Origin of the sequence: Agrobacterium sp. CGMCC 11546, assembly GCF_013365515.1 — a bacterium.
In the GTDB taxonomy this organism is placed as follows: Bacteria; Pseudomonadota; Alphaproteobacteria; order Rhizobiales; family Rhizobiaceae; genus Agrobacterium; species Agrobacterium fabrum.
Genome location: NZ_CP047388.1, coordinates 124,909 through 139,361, shown reverse-complemented (window position 1 = coordinate 139,361; position 14,453 = coordinate 124,909). Strand labels below are relative to the sequence as shown.

General features: G+C 59.7%; 15 protein-coding genes. 10 read left to right on the top strand and 5 right to left on the bottom strand.

All coding sequences use genetic code 11. The features are described 5' to 3' along the window. Positions 1–61 precede the first annotated feature (61 nt). Positions 62–631 (top strand): hypothetical protein, encoded by a 570-nt coding sequence (locus tag GSF67_RS15525; protein ID WP_006311344.1) that lies wholly within the window; start codon positions 62–64, stop codon positions 629–631. Positions 632–734: 103 nt separating this feature from the next. On the opposite strand, the gene GSF67_RS15520 is transcribed toward GSF67_RS15525, so the two are convergent. From GSF67_RS15520 to GSF67_RS15505, 4 genes are all read right to left on the bottom strand, one after another. Next, positions 735–1,241, bottom strand: a complete 507-nt coding sequence (locus GSF67_RS15520; protein WP_006311346.1) for a DUF992 domain-containing protein — start codon at positions 1,239–1,241, stop codon at positions 735–737. After that, positions 1,238–1,582: a BON domain-containing protein gene (locus GSF67_RS15515; RefSeq protein ID WP_006311347.1), complete on the bottom strand. Its 345-nt coding sequence runs from the start codon at positions 1,580–1,582 to the stop codon at positions 1,238–1,240. The genes GSF67_RS15520 and GSF67_RS15515 overlap by 4 nt, the downstream gene beginning before the upstream one ends. A gap of 7 nt (positions 1,583–1,589) precedes the next feature. Then, positions 1,590–1,769 (bottom strand): CsbD family protein, encoded by a 180-nt coding sequence (locus GSF67_RS15510; protein WP_004445431.1) that lies wholly within the window; start codon positions 1,767–1,769, stop codon positions 1,590–1,592. A gap of 139 nt (positions 1,770–1,908) precedes the next feature. Continuing rightward, positions 1,909–3,387 carry a PAS domain S-box protein gene (locus GSF67_RS15505; RefSeq protein WP_006311348.1) on the bottom strand — a complete coding sequence of 493 codons (1,479 nt, stop codon included), beginning with the start codon at positions 3,385–3,387 and terminating at the stop codon, positions 1,909–1,911. Positions 3,388–3,621: 234 nt separating this feature from the next. Between GSF67_RS15505 and GSF67_RS15500 the strand changes: the two genes are divergently transcribed. From GSF67_RS15500 to GSF67_RS15475, 6 genes are all read left to right on the top strand, one after another. After that, positions 3,622–4,407, top strand: coding sequence for a FadR/GntR family transcriptional regulator (locus GSF67_RS15500; protein WP_006311349.1), 786 nt, complete (start codon positions 3,622–3,624; stop codon positions 4,405–4,407). 80 nt (positions 4,408–4,487) lie between these two features. Beyond that, positions 4,488–5,996 (top strand): ABC transporter substrate-binding protein, encoded by a 1,509-nt coding sequence (locus GSF67_RS15495; RefSeq protein ID WP_006311350.1) that lies wholly within the window; start codon positions 4,488–4,490, stop codon positions 5,994–5,996. Positions 5,997–6,063: 67 nt separating this feature from the next. Then, the gene (locus GSF67_RS15490) at positions 6,064–7,011 is read left to right on the top strand and encodes an ABC transporter permease (RefSeq protein WP_006311351.1); all 948 of its coding nucleotides are present in this window, start codon (positions 6,064–6,066) and stop codon (positions 7,009–7,011) included. A 10-nt stretch (positions 7,012–7,021) separates the two neighbouring features. After that, complete coding sequence (locus tag GSF67_RS15485) at positions 7,022–7,894, top strand: ABC transporter permease (RefSeq protein WP_006311352.1); 873 nt, start codon at positions 7,022–7,024, stop codon at positions 7,892–7,894. 21 nt (positions 7,895–7,915) lie between these two features. Continuing rightward, positions 7,916–9,700, top strand: a complete 1,785-nt coding sequence (locus GSF67_RS15480) for a gamma-glutamyltransferase family protein (protein WP_006311353.1) — start codon at positions 7,916–7,918, stop codon at positions 9,698–9,700. A 4-nt stretch (positions 9,701–9,704) separates the two neighbouring features. After that, positions 9,705–11,516, top strand: a complete 1,812-nt coding sequence (locus GSF67_RS15475) for an ABC transporter ATP-binding protein (protein WP_006311354.1) — start codon at positions 9,705–9,707, stop codon at positions 11,514–11,516. 70 nt (positions 11,517–11,586) lie between these two features. Here GSF67_RS15475 and GSF67_RS15470 read toward each other — a convergent pair whose 3' ends face one another. Next, positions 11,587–11,790 (bottom strand): CsbD family protein, encoded by a 204-nt coding sequence (locus GSF67_RS15470; RefSeq protein ID WP_006311355.1) that lies wholly within the window; start codon positions 11,788–11,790, stop codon positions 11,587–11,589. Between the two features lie 182 nt (positions 11,791–11,972). On the opposite strand from GSF67_RS15470, the gene GSF67_RS15465 reads away from it, so the two are divergent. The 3 genes from GSF67_RS15465 (at position 11,973) to GSF67_RS15455 (ending at position 14,286) form a co-directional block, all read left to right on the top strand. After that, on the top strand, positions 11,973–12,293 hold the full coding sequence (locus GSF67_RS15465) for a GCG_CRPN prefix-to-repeats domain-containing protein (RefSeq protein WP_006311356.1): 321 nt from the start codon (positions 11,973–11,975) through the stop codon (positions 12,291–12,293). A gap of 193 nt (positions 12,294–12,486) precedes the next feature. Beyond that, positions 12,487–13,182, top strand: coding sequence for a superoxide dismutase (locus tag GSF67_RS15460; RefSeq protein ID WP_035214809.1), 696 nt, complete (start codon positions 12,487–12,489; stop codon positions 13,180–13,182). Positions 13,183–13,296: 114 nt separating this feature from the next. Then, on the top strand, positions 13,297–14,286 hold the full coding sequence (locus tag GSF67_RS15455) for a tripartite tricarboxylate transporter substrate binding protein (protein ID WP_006311358.1): 990 nt from the start codon (positions 13,297–13,299) through the stop codon (positions 14,284–14,286). The last annotated feature ends 167 nt before the right edge of the window (positions 14,287–14,453 follow it).

Sequence of the window (14,453 nt, the reverse complement as noted above, 5' to 3'; positions counted from 1 at the left end):
TCAGGCTGCTGGTGGCCGGCTGCGGTTAAAACATGCCTGTCCATTCAAACAGGAGATCAACATGTCCCACTCTGAAGACAATAAAGAAATCGAATCTTCCCCCGCGCCGAAAGCTGCGACGGAAGCGCCGGTGCCGCCACACCGGAAACACCGTCGCAAAACCGCGGCCATGACGTTCGCGGCCGTTGCCATCCTTGCTGTCGGTGCCGCCGCCGGTGCAGGTGCCGTCAAACTGACAAGGCCGACGCCTGAAATGGCGCCGATGACGCCCGTTGCCATTTCCACCGTCAAGGAAGGTAACCTCGTCACCTTCAAGGGCAAGGTGGCGGAAATCTTCGGCAACAAGTTCATCGTTCAGGATGACAGCGGCCGTGCCCTCGTTGATACCGGACCGGAAGGCGAAAATGGAAAAGCCGCGAAGGTGGATGAGGCGATCAGCGTACAGGGCCGTTTCGATGATGGTGTGTTGCATGCGAGCTATATCGTTCGACAGGATGGTACCATCGAAGCATTGGGCCCGGCAGGTGGTCCGCCTCGCCATGGTCCCAAGCATGATATGAGGCGCGGTCCGGCGGGTGAAATCGGCCATGGTCCGATGGAGGACGCACCGCCGCCTCCGCCGAAGCCCTGATGCTTCTCATCCATATTGCAATTGAAAAAGCGCGCCGCGATCATCGCGGCGCGCTTGCTGTTGCGTTGCTCATTGCCGGGGGAGAGATGCCCGGATGGGCGACTTAACCTGCACGCTTCAGCTTGAGGTGCGATACACCCGCTGCAACGTTGACGCCGGTGCCGACCTCGGCGCTGATCGGCTGTAGCGCGAAGTTCTTGGCATTACCGCCGATCAGCGCATTGGCGCCAACGCCGACACCAACAGACGCACCTGCCGAAGCGCCGACATAGTCGCCGCTCAGCGCACCGTCACCCACGCGGCTTGCGGCGGTATTCAGCACGATCCAGCTCATATAGGTCTTGCCGGTCACGCCAATGTCGAGGCCGAGCTTGCCGATCGTGCCGGTATAACGCTCCGTCTTACCGGAACGCTGGCGGAACTCGCAGTTCACGGCCTTGCTGGAACCGACGACAAGACCGACGCCGCCAGCGATTTCACAGGACAGGGTGCCGACGCGTTCCTTTTGGGCGGTTTCCGTTGCACGCTTGCCGCTGTGCTTGGTTTCGGCGGAAGCGAGCGGGGCAATGGCCAGAGTTGCGATTGCCGTTGCAAGAACGAGTTTCTTCATTGTTTGTCACTCCTGTTATTATTCACGAGGCGGATGCGCGGGGAAGCGGCATCCAGGTAGGTGTGGGGGCGCTGCCGGATCGCCAGATCGGCAATGATCGGCCGCGATGCGAAACATTCTGCGATGATGACTGCACGTTCGAAGGCAGAAAGCGTTTCCACTTCGCCCGAGAGCACGATGCGGCCCTCGACGGATGTGACGGAGATCGAGCTGTGTTCCTGTCCATCTGCATAGGCGAGCACTGCTTGCAAGGCGGCACACAGGCTGACCTCCTGGGGGAGGCTTGCCGCCGGGGTTACTTCACAAGCAAGCATCATGGTGAAACCTCCAACCTTGAACATTGGCGGTTCACTTGAATGCTTTTTTGACGGTGTCCTTCGTCTGGCCGAGCTTCTCCTGCGCCTGGCCGGCCAGTTTCTCGGCCTTGCCTTCCGCCTGAAGCTTGTCGTTGCCGGTAATCTTTCCGGCGGCTTCCTTGATGGTGCCCTTTGCCTGACGGGCGATACCTTCGATACGGTTATTATCCATGACGAATTCCTTCCATCGTTCGAGAGTGCCGCTGTTAATAACGGCATGATGGAAAGATAGGCCGGGAAAATCGCCTCATGTAGAGCAATAGCTACTAGTTCAACTGGTACAAACTGACCTAATTTACGTGGGCTGACCGCTATTTTTCCCTGCGGCCGGTAAAACCGCGTTCTCGCGCCCAGATCACCGCCGCGGTGCGACGGTTGACGCCGATCTTGCCGTAGAGCGAGGCGATGTGGTTGCGGATCGTGTGTTTGGAAAGGTTCAGCCGGTCGCTCATTTCCTTGTCGCTGGAGCCATCGCAGATCAGTGACAATATCTGCTCCTCCCGGTCCGTCAGGTCCTTCAGCGAGGCGGAGGGCGACGCACCACGCGAATTCTGCCGCAGCCCCGCCAGCCGCTCCACCACGGTGCGGCTGAACCAGGAGGTGTCGGTCATGACGCTTTCGATGGCTTCGATCAACTCGTTCTCGGATCTGCGCCGTTCGGTGACATCCTGTATCGCCCAGATGACACAGAGCTGGTCGTTGATTTCGGCGCGTTCGGCGGAAATGATGCATTCGGCCGTGCCGTCATCGGCAAGGTTCATGCGCATGGCCTCATTGCGGATCGGGATATTGTCCTTCAGCCGCTTTTCAATGTCGCGCCGCGCCGGAACATCGTCCCACAGTCGCAATTCGCTCGCGGTCTTGCCGACAACCTCGGCTTCCTTGCGCCCGCACAGCGTCAGAAACGCATCATTGACTTCGGTCAGCACAAAGTCGTCCAGCCTCGAAATCGCTGCCGGCACGGGCGAGAGGCGGAAGGATTTGAAGAAACGCTCCTCGCTCTGACGAAGGGCATTCTGGGCTTTTCGGCGGCCATCGAGATCGGCGAAGGTGAAAAGCATGCAGGGCTCTTCGGCAACGGCAATCGTTTCCCCCGCCACGATCACCAGCCTGTCGCCGCCGGGAATGGGAATGAGCGCCTCGCGCTGGCGGATGATGCGGCCCTCATGCAGGCGCTTGAGGGCGTCTTCCCCCGTCTCGCATTCGGAAAACAGCCCGAGCTCCTCGACGCTGACGCCGATGATCTCCTCGCGGCTGAAACCGGTCATTTCCAGAAAACCCTGGTTGACGCGAATGAAGCGCTCGTCCTCCAGCCTACAGATCAGGCCCGGCGCGGGATTGGCGTTAAAGGCGCTCTCGAACCGCGCTTCCGCCTCGAAGCGCGGTGTCTCGTCGCGAATGATCAGCACCAGCACATCCGGTTTCGCGCCGGCATCTTCGAGAATGAGACCGCGCACGGTGTGGACCCAGCATTCGGTTTCATCGTCGCTTGGGGATATCTCCACCGTCACATCTTCGAATGTCTCTCCGGCGAGAAGCCGTTCAAGCGGATACTGCCCTTCGTCTAGAAGATGGTTGTTGCGATAGCGAAGCGTGAAATTCCGCCTGTAACTTTCGGTGTCAGCGCCAAGCTCGGATATCGCCTCTTTGCGGTGCATCTCAAGTGCGGCCCTGTTTGCCCAGGCGATTGTTCCGTCGTTTTCGAGCAATATCAGCCCGTCACTCAGCCCGGCTATCAGGTTCTGCAACACAAGCCGGTTGATCTTCGGAATATCCACGCTGTCGTCCATATCGCCCCCAGCATCTCATGATCTGCGAGACTATAACGCATGGTTTCGCCAAGTGTTGCAGCGTGTTGCGGAGGGAACGTTTGTTGTCGGGTTCCCTGTTCTAGAACGTGCAGATGAAAGCCGCGCGCAGCCTTTGAAAAATGCTTCGTGCCCATATTTTGAGCACCAAAAATTATGGTTCAAAAATACGCTTGACCTGCACCCGAATTTCTCCCCAAATGAACCAATACAAGATTGGTTCACAGAAATGGTGCGGCATTGACGGCGGGTCCCAACGACAACTCCAACTACGCGCTTGCTCGCCTTCGGGACTATATTCACACGAATGAGGTCTCGAAGGACGGCCGCTTACCGACAGAACGGGCCTTTGCCGAAAGTTTTAACGTCGGCCGCCGCGCCGTTCGGCGCGCCTTGGAAGTATTGGAAGCAGAGGGCCTGATCTGGCGGCGGCAGGGGGCCGGAACCTTTGTGGGTGAAAAACCGGATGATTGGTCCGCCCAGGTCACGGAACTGGTCGCCGGTACGGATTTCATGGAAATCATGGAGGTGCGCCTGCGCATTGAGCCGCAACTGGCGCAGCTTGCTGCCATGCGCGCAAAGCCGGCCGAGGTGGAGCGTATGCGCGCCCTTGTGGAAAAGACCGGCCAAAGCACCGATGCCGATGCCAAGGAATTATGGGACGGTTCGCTCCATCGGCAGATCGCCCAGAGCGCCGGCAACAAGCTGTTCCTGTCGATCTTCGATGTCGTCAACCGTATCCGACAGGACGATACATGGCAGTCGATCCGTGAACTTGCCCGCCGCAGTGGTACGAATGGCAGGGCGTCTTTTGAACAGCACATGGCCATTGTTGAAGCCATCGCCGACCGTGATCCGGCGCGCGCTGGTGAAGCCATGCGCCAGCACCTTCTCATGCATCAGGAAAGGTTGATCCGCGCCACCTCGCTCGGCTTTCTGGAAGAGAGAACCGGGGAGGGCGATGCGGCTGAGGCCGATAATTCGCTAACCGAGGCTTCTTGAGGCCACGGGTGAAAACTGTCGTCCCTTGAAGGAGCGGCCAATGACAAAAAAGTCAAAATAACCAGACCAGAGGAAAGAACATGAAGAAAATCCAGACACTGACTGCTGCGCTGTTGGCAAGCGCTGTGCTCGCCGTGCCGGCGCTATCGTCCGAATTGCGCATCGGCCTCAACGACGACGCCGATGTGCTCGACCCCGCGCAGTCGCGCACCTTTGTCGGCCGCATCGTCTACACCGCCATGTGCGACAAGCTGGTGGATATCTCGCAGGATATGAAGATCGTGCCGCAGCTGGCCACCGAATGGGCCTGGTCCGAAGGCGGCAAGGTGTTGACCATGAAAATCCGTGATGGTGTCAAATTCCACGATGGCGAGACACTGGATGCGGCTGCCGTCGTCGCCACTATCGAGCGCAACATGACGCTGCCGGAATCGCGCCGCAAGAGCGAACTGTCCTCGGTCGAGAAGGTCGAGGCGACGGGACCGCTGGATGTTAAATTTACGCTTAAGACGCCTGACGTTACCCTGCTGGCGCAGCTTTCCGACCGCGCCGGTATGATCGTGGCGCCGAAAGCGGCGAAGGAACTGGGTGCGAATTTCGGCTCCAAGCCGGTCTGCGCCGGACCGTTCAAATTCGTCGAGCGCATCCAGCAGGACCGTATCGTGCTGGAGAAATTTGCCGACTATTGGGACAAGGACAAGATCCTCGTCGACAAGATCGTTTATCTGCCAATCCCCGATACGACCGTGAAGCTCGCGAACCTTCGTGCCGGCGACCTTGATATCGCCGAGCGCATCTCGGCGTCGGATGCGGAATCGGTCAAAAACGACCCCAAACTGATCTATGCCGATGTGATCGGGCCGGGTTACATGGCTATGTATGTCAACATCAATAATGGCGCGCGCGCCGACAATCCGCTCGGCAAGGACAAGCGTCTGCGCCAGGCTTTCTCTTACGCGATTGACCGCGAAGCGATTGGCCAGATCGTGTTTGAGGGTACCTCCAAAGCCGGCAATCAGTCATTCCCACCGACAAGCCCATGGTTCAACCAGAACCTGCCAGTACCGACGCGCGACATCGACAAGGCCAAGCAACTGATGAAGGAGGCGGGCTACGAGACGCTTGATGTCGAACTCCAGCACGCCAACAACACAACACAGACGCAGATGATGCAGGTCATCCAGTCCATGGTGGCTGAGGCCGGCTTTAACGTCACCCTGAAGGCGACCGAATTTGCAACGCTTCTGTCCGAACAGACCGCCGGCAACTACCAGCTCAGCCGTTCCGACTGGTCGGGACGTATCGATCCCGATGGCAACCTGCACCAGTTCGTCACCTGCAAGGGCGGCATCAATGATGTGAAATATTGCAATCCCGAGGTCGACAAGCTGCTGAACGAGGCCCGCGCCTCGACCGAAGATGCGGTCCGCAAGGAAAAATACGATGCCGCAAGCGTCATCCTCAACGATGACATGCCGATCATCTATCTCGGCCACCAGCCCTATGCCTATGCCATTTCCAACAAGGTCAAGGGTTGGGCGCCTTCGCCTGATGGCATGATCCGCCTTCTCGGCGTTTCCAAGGACTGATCGCTTCGCATAGGTCGCACGGCTTGCCGTGCGGCCGCCAAGACCGGACCCAAACGGGGGCAATGCCATGCCTGTTTATATCGGCAAGCGACTACTGGTCGCGATCCCGACGCTTCTGATCATTTCCATCTTCGTTTTCTCGCTGCAGAAACTGCTACCGGGTGATCCGGTGCTTGCCATGGCGGGCGAGGAGCGTGATCCCGCGACGATCGAATTCCTGCGTGAGAAATATCGCCTCAATGACCCCGTGCCGTTGCAGTACCTCAACTGGCTGGGTGGCGTGGTGACGGGCGATTTCGGTATCTCGCTGCGGACGAACCAGCCCGTGCTGGAACTAATCGGCCAGAAGCTGCCTGTCACCATTCAGCTGGCTGTCATGGCGATGTTTTTTGCCATGGTCATCGGCATTCCGATCGGCATTCTGGCTGCTGTCAAGAAGAATACGTGGATCGATTACACGGCCAATATCGTGGCGCTTTCCGGCCTGTCCATCCCGAATTTCTGGCTCGGTATCATGTTGATCCTGCTTGTTTCGGTGAAGCTCGGCTGGCTGCCGGCGTCCGGTTATGAATCGATCTTCGTAGACCCTGTCCGTTCGATCGAAACCATGATCATGCCCGCCTTCGTGCTGGGCAACGCGTTAGCGGCGACGCTGATGCGTCATACCCGCTCGGCGATGGTGGCGGTTTTGAGTTCGGACTATATCCGCACCGCCCGTGCCAAGGGGCTCTCGCCGCGCGAGATCATTCTGTCGCATAGTTTCCGTAATGCGCTTCTGCCGGTCATCACGCTGCTGGCGCTGCTTTTCGGCGAATTGCTGGCCGGCGCGGTGCTGACGGAGCAGATTTTCACCATTCCCGGCTTCGGCAAGATGACGGTCGACGCGGTGTTCACCCGCGACTATGCCGTCGTGCAGGGCATTGTGCTCTGCACCGCCGTTGGTTTCATCCTCATGAACCTTCTGGCCGACATTGCCTATGTCCTGCTCAATCCCCGCCTCAGGGCGACAATCTGAGGCTGATATCATGACCGTTCTCGATCAAAACCTATCCGTACCGGCGGCACGGCAGGAAAGCCGCGCCTGGAAAAAAATGAAGCGCAACAAATCGGCGCTTGTCGGCTTGATCATCGTGCTGTTTTTCGCCGTGCTTGCCATCGCCGCGCCGATCCTGCCGATTGCCGACCCGGTTGCGACGAGCTGGTCGGCCATCCGCAAGGCGCCGTCGGCCGCCCACTGGCTGGGCACAGATGATCTCGGACGCGACATTCTTTCACGCATGATCTATGGCGCCCGCGCCTCGTTGATGGCGGGCGTCGTCTCCGTGATGATCGCGGTGGTGATTGGCGTGCCCTTCGGTTTGATTGCCGGTTATTTCGGTGGCTGGGTGGATATGGTGATTTCCCGCATCACCGAAGCGTTGCTGGCCATGCCCTTCCTGATCATGGCGATTGCGCTTGCGGCCTTCCTTGGCCCGAGCCTCACCAATGCGATGATCGCCATTGGCCTTTCCGCCATGCCGATTTTCGTGCGGTTGACGCGCGGGCAGGTGCTGGCCGTCAAGATGGAAGATTATGTCGAGGGGGCGAGGTCCATCGGACTGAACCACATCGATATCATGACCCGCTACATCCTGCCGAATGTCTTTGCCCCCATCATCGTGCAGGCGACGCTGACGGTGGCGACCGCCATCATCGCGGAGGCGAGCCTTTCCTTCCTCGGCCTTGGCCAGCAAGCCCCCGCGCCATCCTGGGGCTCGATGCTGAACACCGCGAAGAATTTCCTGAGCCAGGCACCCTGGATGACGATGTGGCCCGGCATCGCCATCTTCCTCGTCGTCATCGGCTTCAATCTCCTCGGCGACGGCCTGCGCGACGCGCTCGATCCGCGCGAAGCATGATTTTTTACAAGGAATATCGGAATGACTGAATTCACCACACGCCCTGAAATCCTTGGCACCTTCGGCGTCGTCACCTCAACGCACTGGATTGCCTCGGCGGTTGGCATGGCGATCCTCGAAAAAGGCGGCAATGCTTTCGACGCCGCCGTCGCCACCGGTTTCGTTCTGCAGATCGTCGAGCCGCATCTCTGCGGCCCCGGCGGCGACATGCCCGCCGTGTTTTATTCGAAGCAGAAGGACAAGGTGGAAGTCATCTGTGCGCAGGGGCCGGCCCCGAGCGGTGCGACGATTGAGCACTATACGTCGGAAGGGCTGAAGCTGATCCCCGGTGACGGACTGCTCGCCACCGTCATTCCCGGCGCATTCGACGGCTGGATGCTGATGTTGCGTGATTATGGCACGATGAGCGTGCGCGATGTGCTGGAACCCGCCATCTATTATGCCGAGCATGGGCATCCAACACTGCCGCGCGTCTCCGCCACCATCAAGGGGCTGGCCGATTTCTTCGAGAAGGAATGGCCGACCTCCCATGAGACATGGCTGCCGGGTGGTGCGGCTCCGGAGCCTCACACCAATTTCCGTAACCCGGTTCTGGCCGCGACCTATCAGCGGATCGTCACCGAAGCCGAAGCGCGCTCCGGCCGCGAAAACCAGATCGAGGCGGCGCGCGATGCGTTTTATCGGGGTTTCGTTGCGGAAGCCATCGACGGTTACGTGAGGACCGCAGAGGTCATGGATGCTAGTGGCTCGAAGCACAAAGGGGTTTTGACGGCGCAGGACATGGCCGGGTGGAGCGCAACCGTCGAAGCGCCGCAGACGCTCGACTATCACGACTGGACGATTGCCAAGACGCCCGCCTGGGGACAGGGTCCGGTGCTGCTGCAATCGCTGGCACTTCTGAAGGGTTTCGACATTGCGGCCATGGACCCGTCCGGTCCTGATTTCATCCACACCATTGTCGAGACCATGAAGCTCGCCTTTGCCGACCGTGAGGTCTATTACGGCGATCCGGAATTCGGACAAATCCCGACCGAGTATCTTCTCTCTGAAGGCTACAATGTCGGGCGTCGCAAACTGATCGGCAGCAAGGCCTCGCTGGAACTGCGCCCCGGCACCGTGCCTGGTTACGAAAAGCAGGTGGATGCCACCTTGGCCATGCTGGCCGAAATGAGCGGCAAGGGCACCGTCTACGAGCCGACCATGTCGCATCTGACGGAAAAGCGCGGTGACACCGTGCATATCGATGTCATCGACCGCTGGGGCAATATGGTCTCCACCACGCCTTCAGGTGGCTGGCTGCAATCGTCGCCCATCGTGCCGGGCCTCGGTTTTGCGCTCAATTCCCGCGCCCAGATGTTCTGGCTGAAGGAAGGTCTGCCGACGTCGCTCGCACCTGGCAAACGGCCGCGCACCACGCTGACGCCCTCACTAGCGCTGCATCAGGGACGCCCGTCGATGGTGTTCGGCACGCCCGGCGGCGACCAGCAGGACCAGTGGCAACTGCCGTTCTTCCTTCGTTATGTTCACCACGGCAAGAACCTGCAGGCGGCCATCGACATGCCGCTGTTCCACACCTCGCATTTTCCGGGTTCGTTTTATCCGCGCACCAGTTCGCCGGGTGAAATCATGGTGGAAAGCACGGTGGGTGAGGCGACGCTCGATGAGCTGCGCCGGCGCGGCCACCGGGTCACTGTTGCCGATGCCTGGTCGGTCGGTCGGCTCACCGCTGCTCGCCGGGATGCGGATGGCCTGCTGCGCGCTGCCGCCACACCGCGGCTCATGCAAGCCTACGCGGTGGGACGGTGACATCATGGAGACAAAACCAGTCCTCTCCGTCCGAAACCTTACCACCTCCTTCCTTGTCGATGGCGAGTGGAAAAGCGTTGTGCGCGACGTCTCATTCGATGTTAAGTCCGGCGAAACCGTCGCCATAGTCGGCGAATCCGGTTCCGGCAAGTCGGTCACCTCGCTGTCGCTGATGCGACTGCTCGCCCCGGCCTCCAGCCGCATCGACGGCGAAGTGCTACTCAACGGGCGCAATCTGCTGGCGCTTTCGGAAAGAGAGATGCGCGGCGTGCGCGGCAACGATATCTCGATGATCTTTCAGGAGCCGATGACCTCGCTCAATCCGATCTTCACCATCGGCCGCCAGATTTCCGAAGTCCTCATCCGCCACAAGGGGCTTTCGAAGCAGCAGTCAAGGGCGGAGACGGTGCGGCTTCTGGAAAAGGTTCGCATTCCCAATGCATCAAGCCGTTTCGACGAATATCCGCATCAGTTTTCCGGCGGTATGCGCCAGCGCGTGATGATCGCCATGGCGCTCGCCTCCCGCCCGAAACTGTTGATCGCTGACGAGCCGACGACGGCGCTCGACGTCACCATTCAGGGGCAGATCCTCGATCTGATCAAGCTGCTGCAGGAAGAGGAAGGCATGTCGGTTCTCTTCATCACCCACGACATGGGCGTGGTGGCCGAAATCGCCGACCGGACGATCGTCATGTATCGCGGTGACGCGGTCGAGACCGGAGCGACCGAGGACATATTCCGACGTGGCCAGCATCCCTACACGCGGGCGCTGCTTTCGGCGGTGCCGAAGCTCGGCTCGATGCATGACCGGCAATGGCCGACGCGGTTTCCTGTGCTCGACCTCAAAACCGGTCTTTCGACCGAACCTCAGGAGGTGGCGGAGACGGTTGCGAGCGGTCAGACACCGGTTCTGTCGGTCAAGAACCTCGTGACAAGGTTTCCCATCCGCTCCGGTCTTTGGGCGCGTCAGACGGGTGCGGTCCATGCCGTCGAAAACGTTTCCTTCGATCTCTTTCAGGGGGAGACGTTGTCGCTTGTGGGGGAATCCGGCTGCGGAAAATCCACCACAGGCCGCTCGATCATGCGCCTCGTGGAACCGTCATCCGGCGATGTGTCGCTCGACGGTTACGATGTGATGCGGCTCGATACCGTTGGGCTGCGCAACATGCGCAAATCCGTGCAGATGATCTTTCAGGACCCGTTCTCCTCGCTCAACCCACGCATGACTGTTGGCACGGCGATTTCCGAACCTTTCATCAAGCACAGGCTAGGCAGCACGAAACAGGCGAAGGAAAAGACGGCCGATCTTCTGGAGAAGGTAGGCCTGTCGGCCGATATGGCCAATCGCTACCCGCATGAATTTTCGGGTGGCCAGCGCCAGCGCATCGCGATTGCCCGCGCGCTTGCGCTCGATCCAAAGGTCATCGTCGCCGACGAAAGCGTTTCGGCGCTCGACGTATCGATCAAGGCGCAGGTCTGCAACCTGCTGCTCGACCTGCAGCAGAGCCTGAATCTTGCTTTCCTGTTCATTTCGCACGACATGGCGGTGGTTGAGCGCGTCAGCCATCGTGTAGCGGTGATGTATCTCGGCGAGATCGTGGAAATCGGGCCGCGGGCCGCCGTTTTCGACAATCCGCAGCATCCGTACACAAAAAAGCTCATGGCAGCGGTACCGGTGCCCGACCCGGCCCGGCGCGGGATGAGACGCGGCATATCCAATGACGAGCTGAAAAGCCCGATACGAACAATGGGTTATGAAGCGCCGACGCGACATTACAGAACGGTATCACCTGGCCATCTGGTGCAGTTGGAATGATTATCGAGAGATGTCCACTCGGCAAGCAGTTGGCAGAAAACAAAAACCCCGCCGAAGCGGGGTCTTGTCTCTACCAGCCCTGACGACCGTACCAGTCGTCAATATCTTTCCTGGTTCGATCCTTTTCGTAGCCGTAACGCTCCTGGATCTTCCCTTCGAGCTGCTCGCGCTTGCCATTGATGACGTCGAGGTCGTCGTCGGTGAGTTTGCCCCACTGCTCCTTGACCTTACCCTTCATCTGCTTCCAGTTGCCTTCAACGCGATTCCAATCCATTGGGCTCTCCCTTTGTATTTTTCCTTGCATTGGTAAATGTACGAGCCGTCGCAGGGTTCCTTCTAAACGCGCCGATGTTGGTCACGGCTGCGGCCCGCTGCCACGAAAAAATCACGATTCATTCAGCCACAGTTCACCCGGCTGGGCGCTAAATCCCCCTATCCCACAAGGAGGGAGATAAGATGCGCAAGATGATTTTAACCGCCGGACTGATTTTCGGCGCCCTGTTCGGCACCGGCGCGAATGCCATGCCTGTCGGCCAACCGTCCGCACCTTCGGCATCCCACGTTCAGACGGTGGATTATGCCTGCGGACGCGGCTTCCACCTGTCACCGCGCGGTTATTGCCGCCCGAACGGCCCGCCACGTTATGAGCGCGGCTGGGACCGGCGCGATCGCTGGGAAGGCCGCCGGGAATGGCGTGAACGTCAGGCGAGACGGGAATGGCGTGAATGGCGCGATCGCCGGGACTACCGCGACCGTCGTGACTACTATCGCTACTGATGGGCAAGGCCCTCTCCAATCGGGAGGGCCTTTCTTTATGCGCTGGTCACCCATCCATCTGTCCCCCGGGGAGAGTGTCTACACAACGTCGCTACCCCGATCGTCATGGTTCGCGACAGATTTGCATCCGCGTGAGGAAACCAGGGCCGTAGTTCGGGGTTAGTCCCATATCACCGTTCATGAGGAGGATATGATGGACATCACCAGACGCACCATTCTCACCGCCGGCGCGGCAACGGCCACCGTTGCGATTTTTCCCCGCCCGCATGTCGCGCGGGCCGCACTGCCTTTGACACAGCCGAAACTTCCCTTTGCCGAGGCCGATCTGGCGCCCGTCGTTTCGGCAAGAACGGTCGGCCTGCATTACGGAAAACACCATAAGGCCTATTTCGACAAGCTGAACACGCTTGCGGCCGGCACCCGCTATGCCGACATGGAGCTGGCCGGGATCGTCAAGGAATCCGCCAGGTCGAAGGCGGCGGCGGATGTCAAAATCTTCAACAATGCCGCGCAGGCCTGGAACCATGTCGCCTATTGGGATCAATTCGTTCCGGGCGGCCCGAACCGGCCGACAGGCGATCTCGCTGCTTCCCTCAACGAGACCTTCGGGGATTATGACGGTTTCATCAAACGCGCGGTCGATGTGTCCGACACGGTGTTCGGCACCGGCTGGGTGTGGCTGACGCGCGACGACGACAACAAGCTCGCGCTGATCGGATATGAGGACGGCAACAACCCCGTGGCCGTTGGCCGCCCGGCCTATCTCGGCATCGATATCTGGGAACACGCCTATTACCTCGATTATGAAAACCGCAAGCCCGACCATATCCGCGCCGTGCTCGACAAGCTGGTCAACTGGCGGGTTGTCGAAGAGCGCCTGAAGGCCTGACGGGCTTCTGCTGCGTAAAACCTGCCGGGATCGCCCGGCACCCGGCGGGTTGCCCTGATTTGCATTTTAGCTACTATGCGCCGATGGCGAGGAGGCCATGTATAAGGAGGGTTCATGATTTACCGGTCTTCAAAACGGCGCACCGTGTTGAAACTTGCCGCCGCGGCGGTGTCTTTCGGCATGATGGGAATGACTGCTAATGCCGAGGGCTTTCCCGATCGAACGATCACGCTGGTCGTTCCTTTCGCGGCGGGCGGCTCCACCGACGTGGTGGCGCGTGTCATCGCGCAGAAGATGGGTGACGAACTTGGCCAGCAGATCGTGGTTGAAAATGTCGCCGGAGCCGGTGGCAATCTCGGCGCCGACCGGGTGGCCCGCGCCGAGCCCGATGGTTATACGATCCTGATGGGCACGGTTGCCACCCACGCGCTCAACCCGCTTATCCTCAAGACCAAGCCTTATGACCCGCAGAAGGATTTCGCACCGGTTTCGCTGCTGGTGGTGGTTCCGAATGTGCTGGTGGTCAATCCGAAGCTCAACGTCAACAGCGTCGAGGAGCTGATCGCTCTCCTCAAAGCTGAACCCGATAAATATGCCTATGCCTCTTCCGGCAACGGCACCCCGCTGCATCTTTCCGGCGAGCTGTTCAAGAGCATGGCCGGCGTCAGCATGCAGCATGTGCCCTACAAGGGAGCCGGACCGGCGCTTAACGATCTTCTCGGCAACCAGATTTCCATCATGTTCGACAATCTGCCGTCCTCGTCAGGACATATAAAATCCGGCACCTTGCGGGCGCTCGGCGTCACCACCAAGGAGCGGGCGTCGTCCTTCCCGGATCTGCCGACGATTGCCGAAACCGTACCGGGTTACGAGACCTACACCTGGAACGCGCTCTTTGCGCCCGCCGGCACGCCGGCCGATGCGATCGACAAGCTCAACGCCGCCGCCAAGAAGGCGCTTGCCGATACTGGCGTCGCCGCCCGCATGGCGGAGTTCAGTGCAAAGATCGTCGCCTCCTCGCCGGATGAACTGAAAGACCACGTCGCGGCGGAGATCGCCAAATGGGAACCCGTGGTCAAGAACGCGAATGTGCAGATGGACTGATCGGGAGCGTTAAATCCCTGCTTCCGGCTTGCCGTCGCGCATCCTGTCTTATTGCGCGGCGGATGATATTGACCTCGAAGATCGTGGCCGCACTCGGAGCGGCCACGATTGTGACGACCGGTCGGCTGGTGTGTTATTTTGACATCACTTGCCACAAGGTTGCAAAA

What these genes read in the sequence shown, in the direction of transcription:
- GSF67_RS15525 (WP_006311344.1), top strand. Translation starts at nt 62, where the DNA reads ATGTCCCACTCTGAAGACAATAAAGAAATCGAATCTTCCCCCGCGCCG.
- GSF67_RS15520 (WP_006311346.1), bottom strand. Translation starts at nt 1,241, where the DNA reads ATGAAGAAACTCGTTCTTGCAACGGCAATCGCAACTCTGGCCATTGCC.
- GSF67_RS15515 (WP_006311347.1), bottom strand. Translation starts at nt 1,582, where the DNA reads ATGTTCAAGGTTGGAGGTTTCACCATGATGCTTGCTTGTGAAGTAACC.
- GSF67_RS15510 (WP_004445431.1), bottom strand. Translation starts at nt 1,769, where the DNA reads ATGGATAATAACCGTATCGAAGGTATCGCCCGTCAGGCAAAGGGCACC.
- GSF67_RS15505 (WP_006311348.1), bottom strand. Translation starts at nt 3,387, where the DNA reads ATGGACGACAGCGTGGATATTCCGAAGATCAACCGGCTTGTGTTGCAG.
- GSF67_RS15495 (WP_006311350.1), top strand. Translation starts at nt 4,488, where the DNA reads ATGAAGAAAATCCAGACACTGACTGCTGCGCTGTTGGCAAGCGCTGTG.
- GSF67_RS15490 (WP_006311351.1), top strand. Translation starts at nt 6,064, where the DNA reads ATGCCTGTTTATATCGGCAAGCGACTACTGGTCGCGATCCCGACGCTT.
- GSF67_RS15485 (WP_006311352.1), top strand. Translation starts at nt 7,022, where the DNA reads ATGACCGTTCTCGATCAAAACCTATCCGTACCGGCGGCACGGCAGGAA.
- GSF67_RS15480 (WP_006311353.1), top strand. Translation starts at nt 7,916, where the DNA reads ATGACTGAATTCACCACACGCCCTGAAATCCTTGGCACCTTCGGCGTC.
- GSF67_RS15475 (WP_006311354.1), top strand. Translation starts at nt 9,705, where the DNA reads ATGGAGACAAAACCAGTCCTCTCCGTCCGAAACCTTACCACCTCCTTC.
- GSF67_RS15470 (WP_006311355.1), bottom strand. Translation starts at nt 11,790, where the DNA reads ATGGATTGGAATCGCGTTGAAGGCAACTGGAAGCAGATGAAGGGTAAG.
- GSF67_RS15465 (WP_006311356.1), top strand. Translation starts at nt 11,973, where the DNA reads ATGCGCAAGATGATTTTAACCGCCGGACTGATTTTCGGCGCCCTGTTC.
- GSF67_RS15460 (WP_035214809.1), top strand. Translation starts at nt 12,487, where the DNA reads ATGGACATCACCAGACGCACCATTCTCACCGCCGGCGCGGCAACGGCC.
- GSF67_RS15455 (WP_006311358.1), top strand. Translation starts at nt 13,297, where the DNA reads ATGATTTACCGGTCTTCAAAACGGCGCACCGTGTTGAAACTTGCCGCC.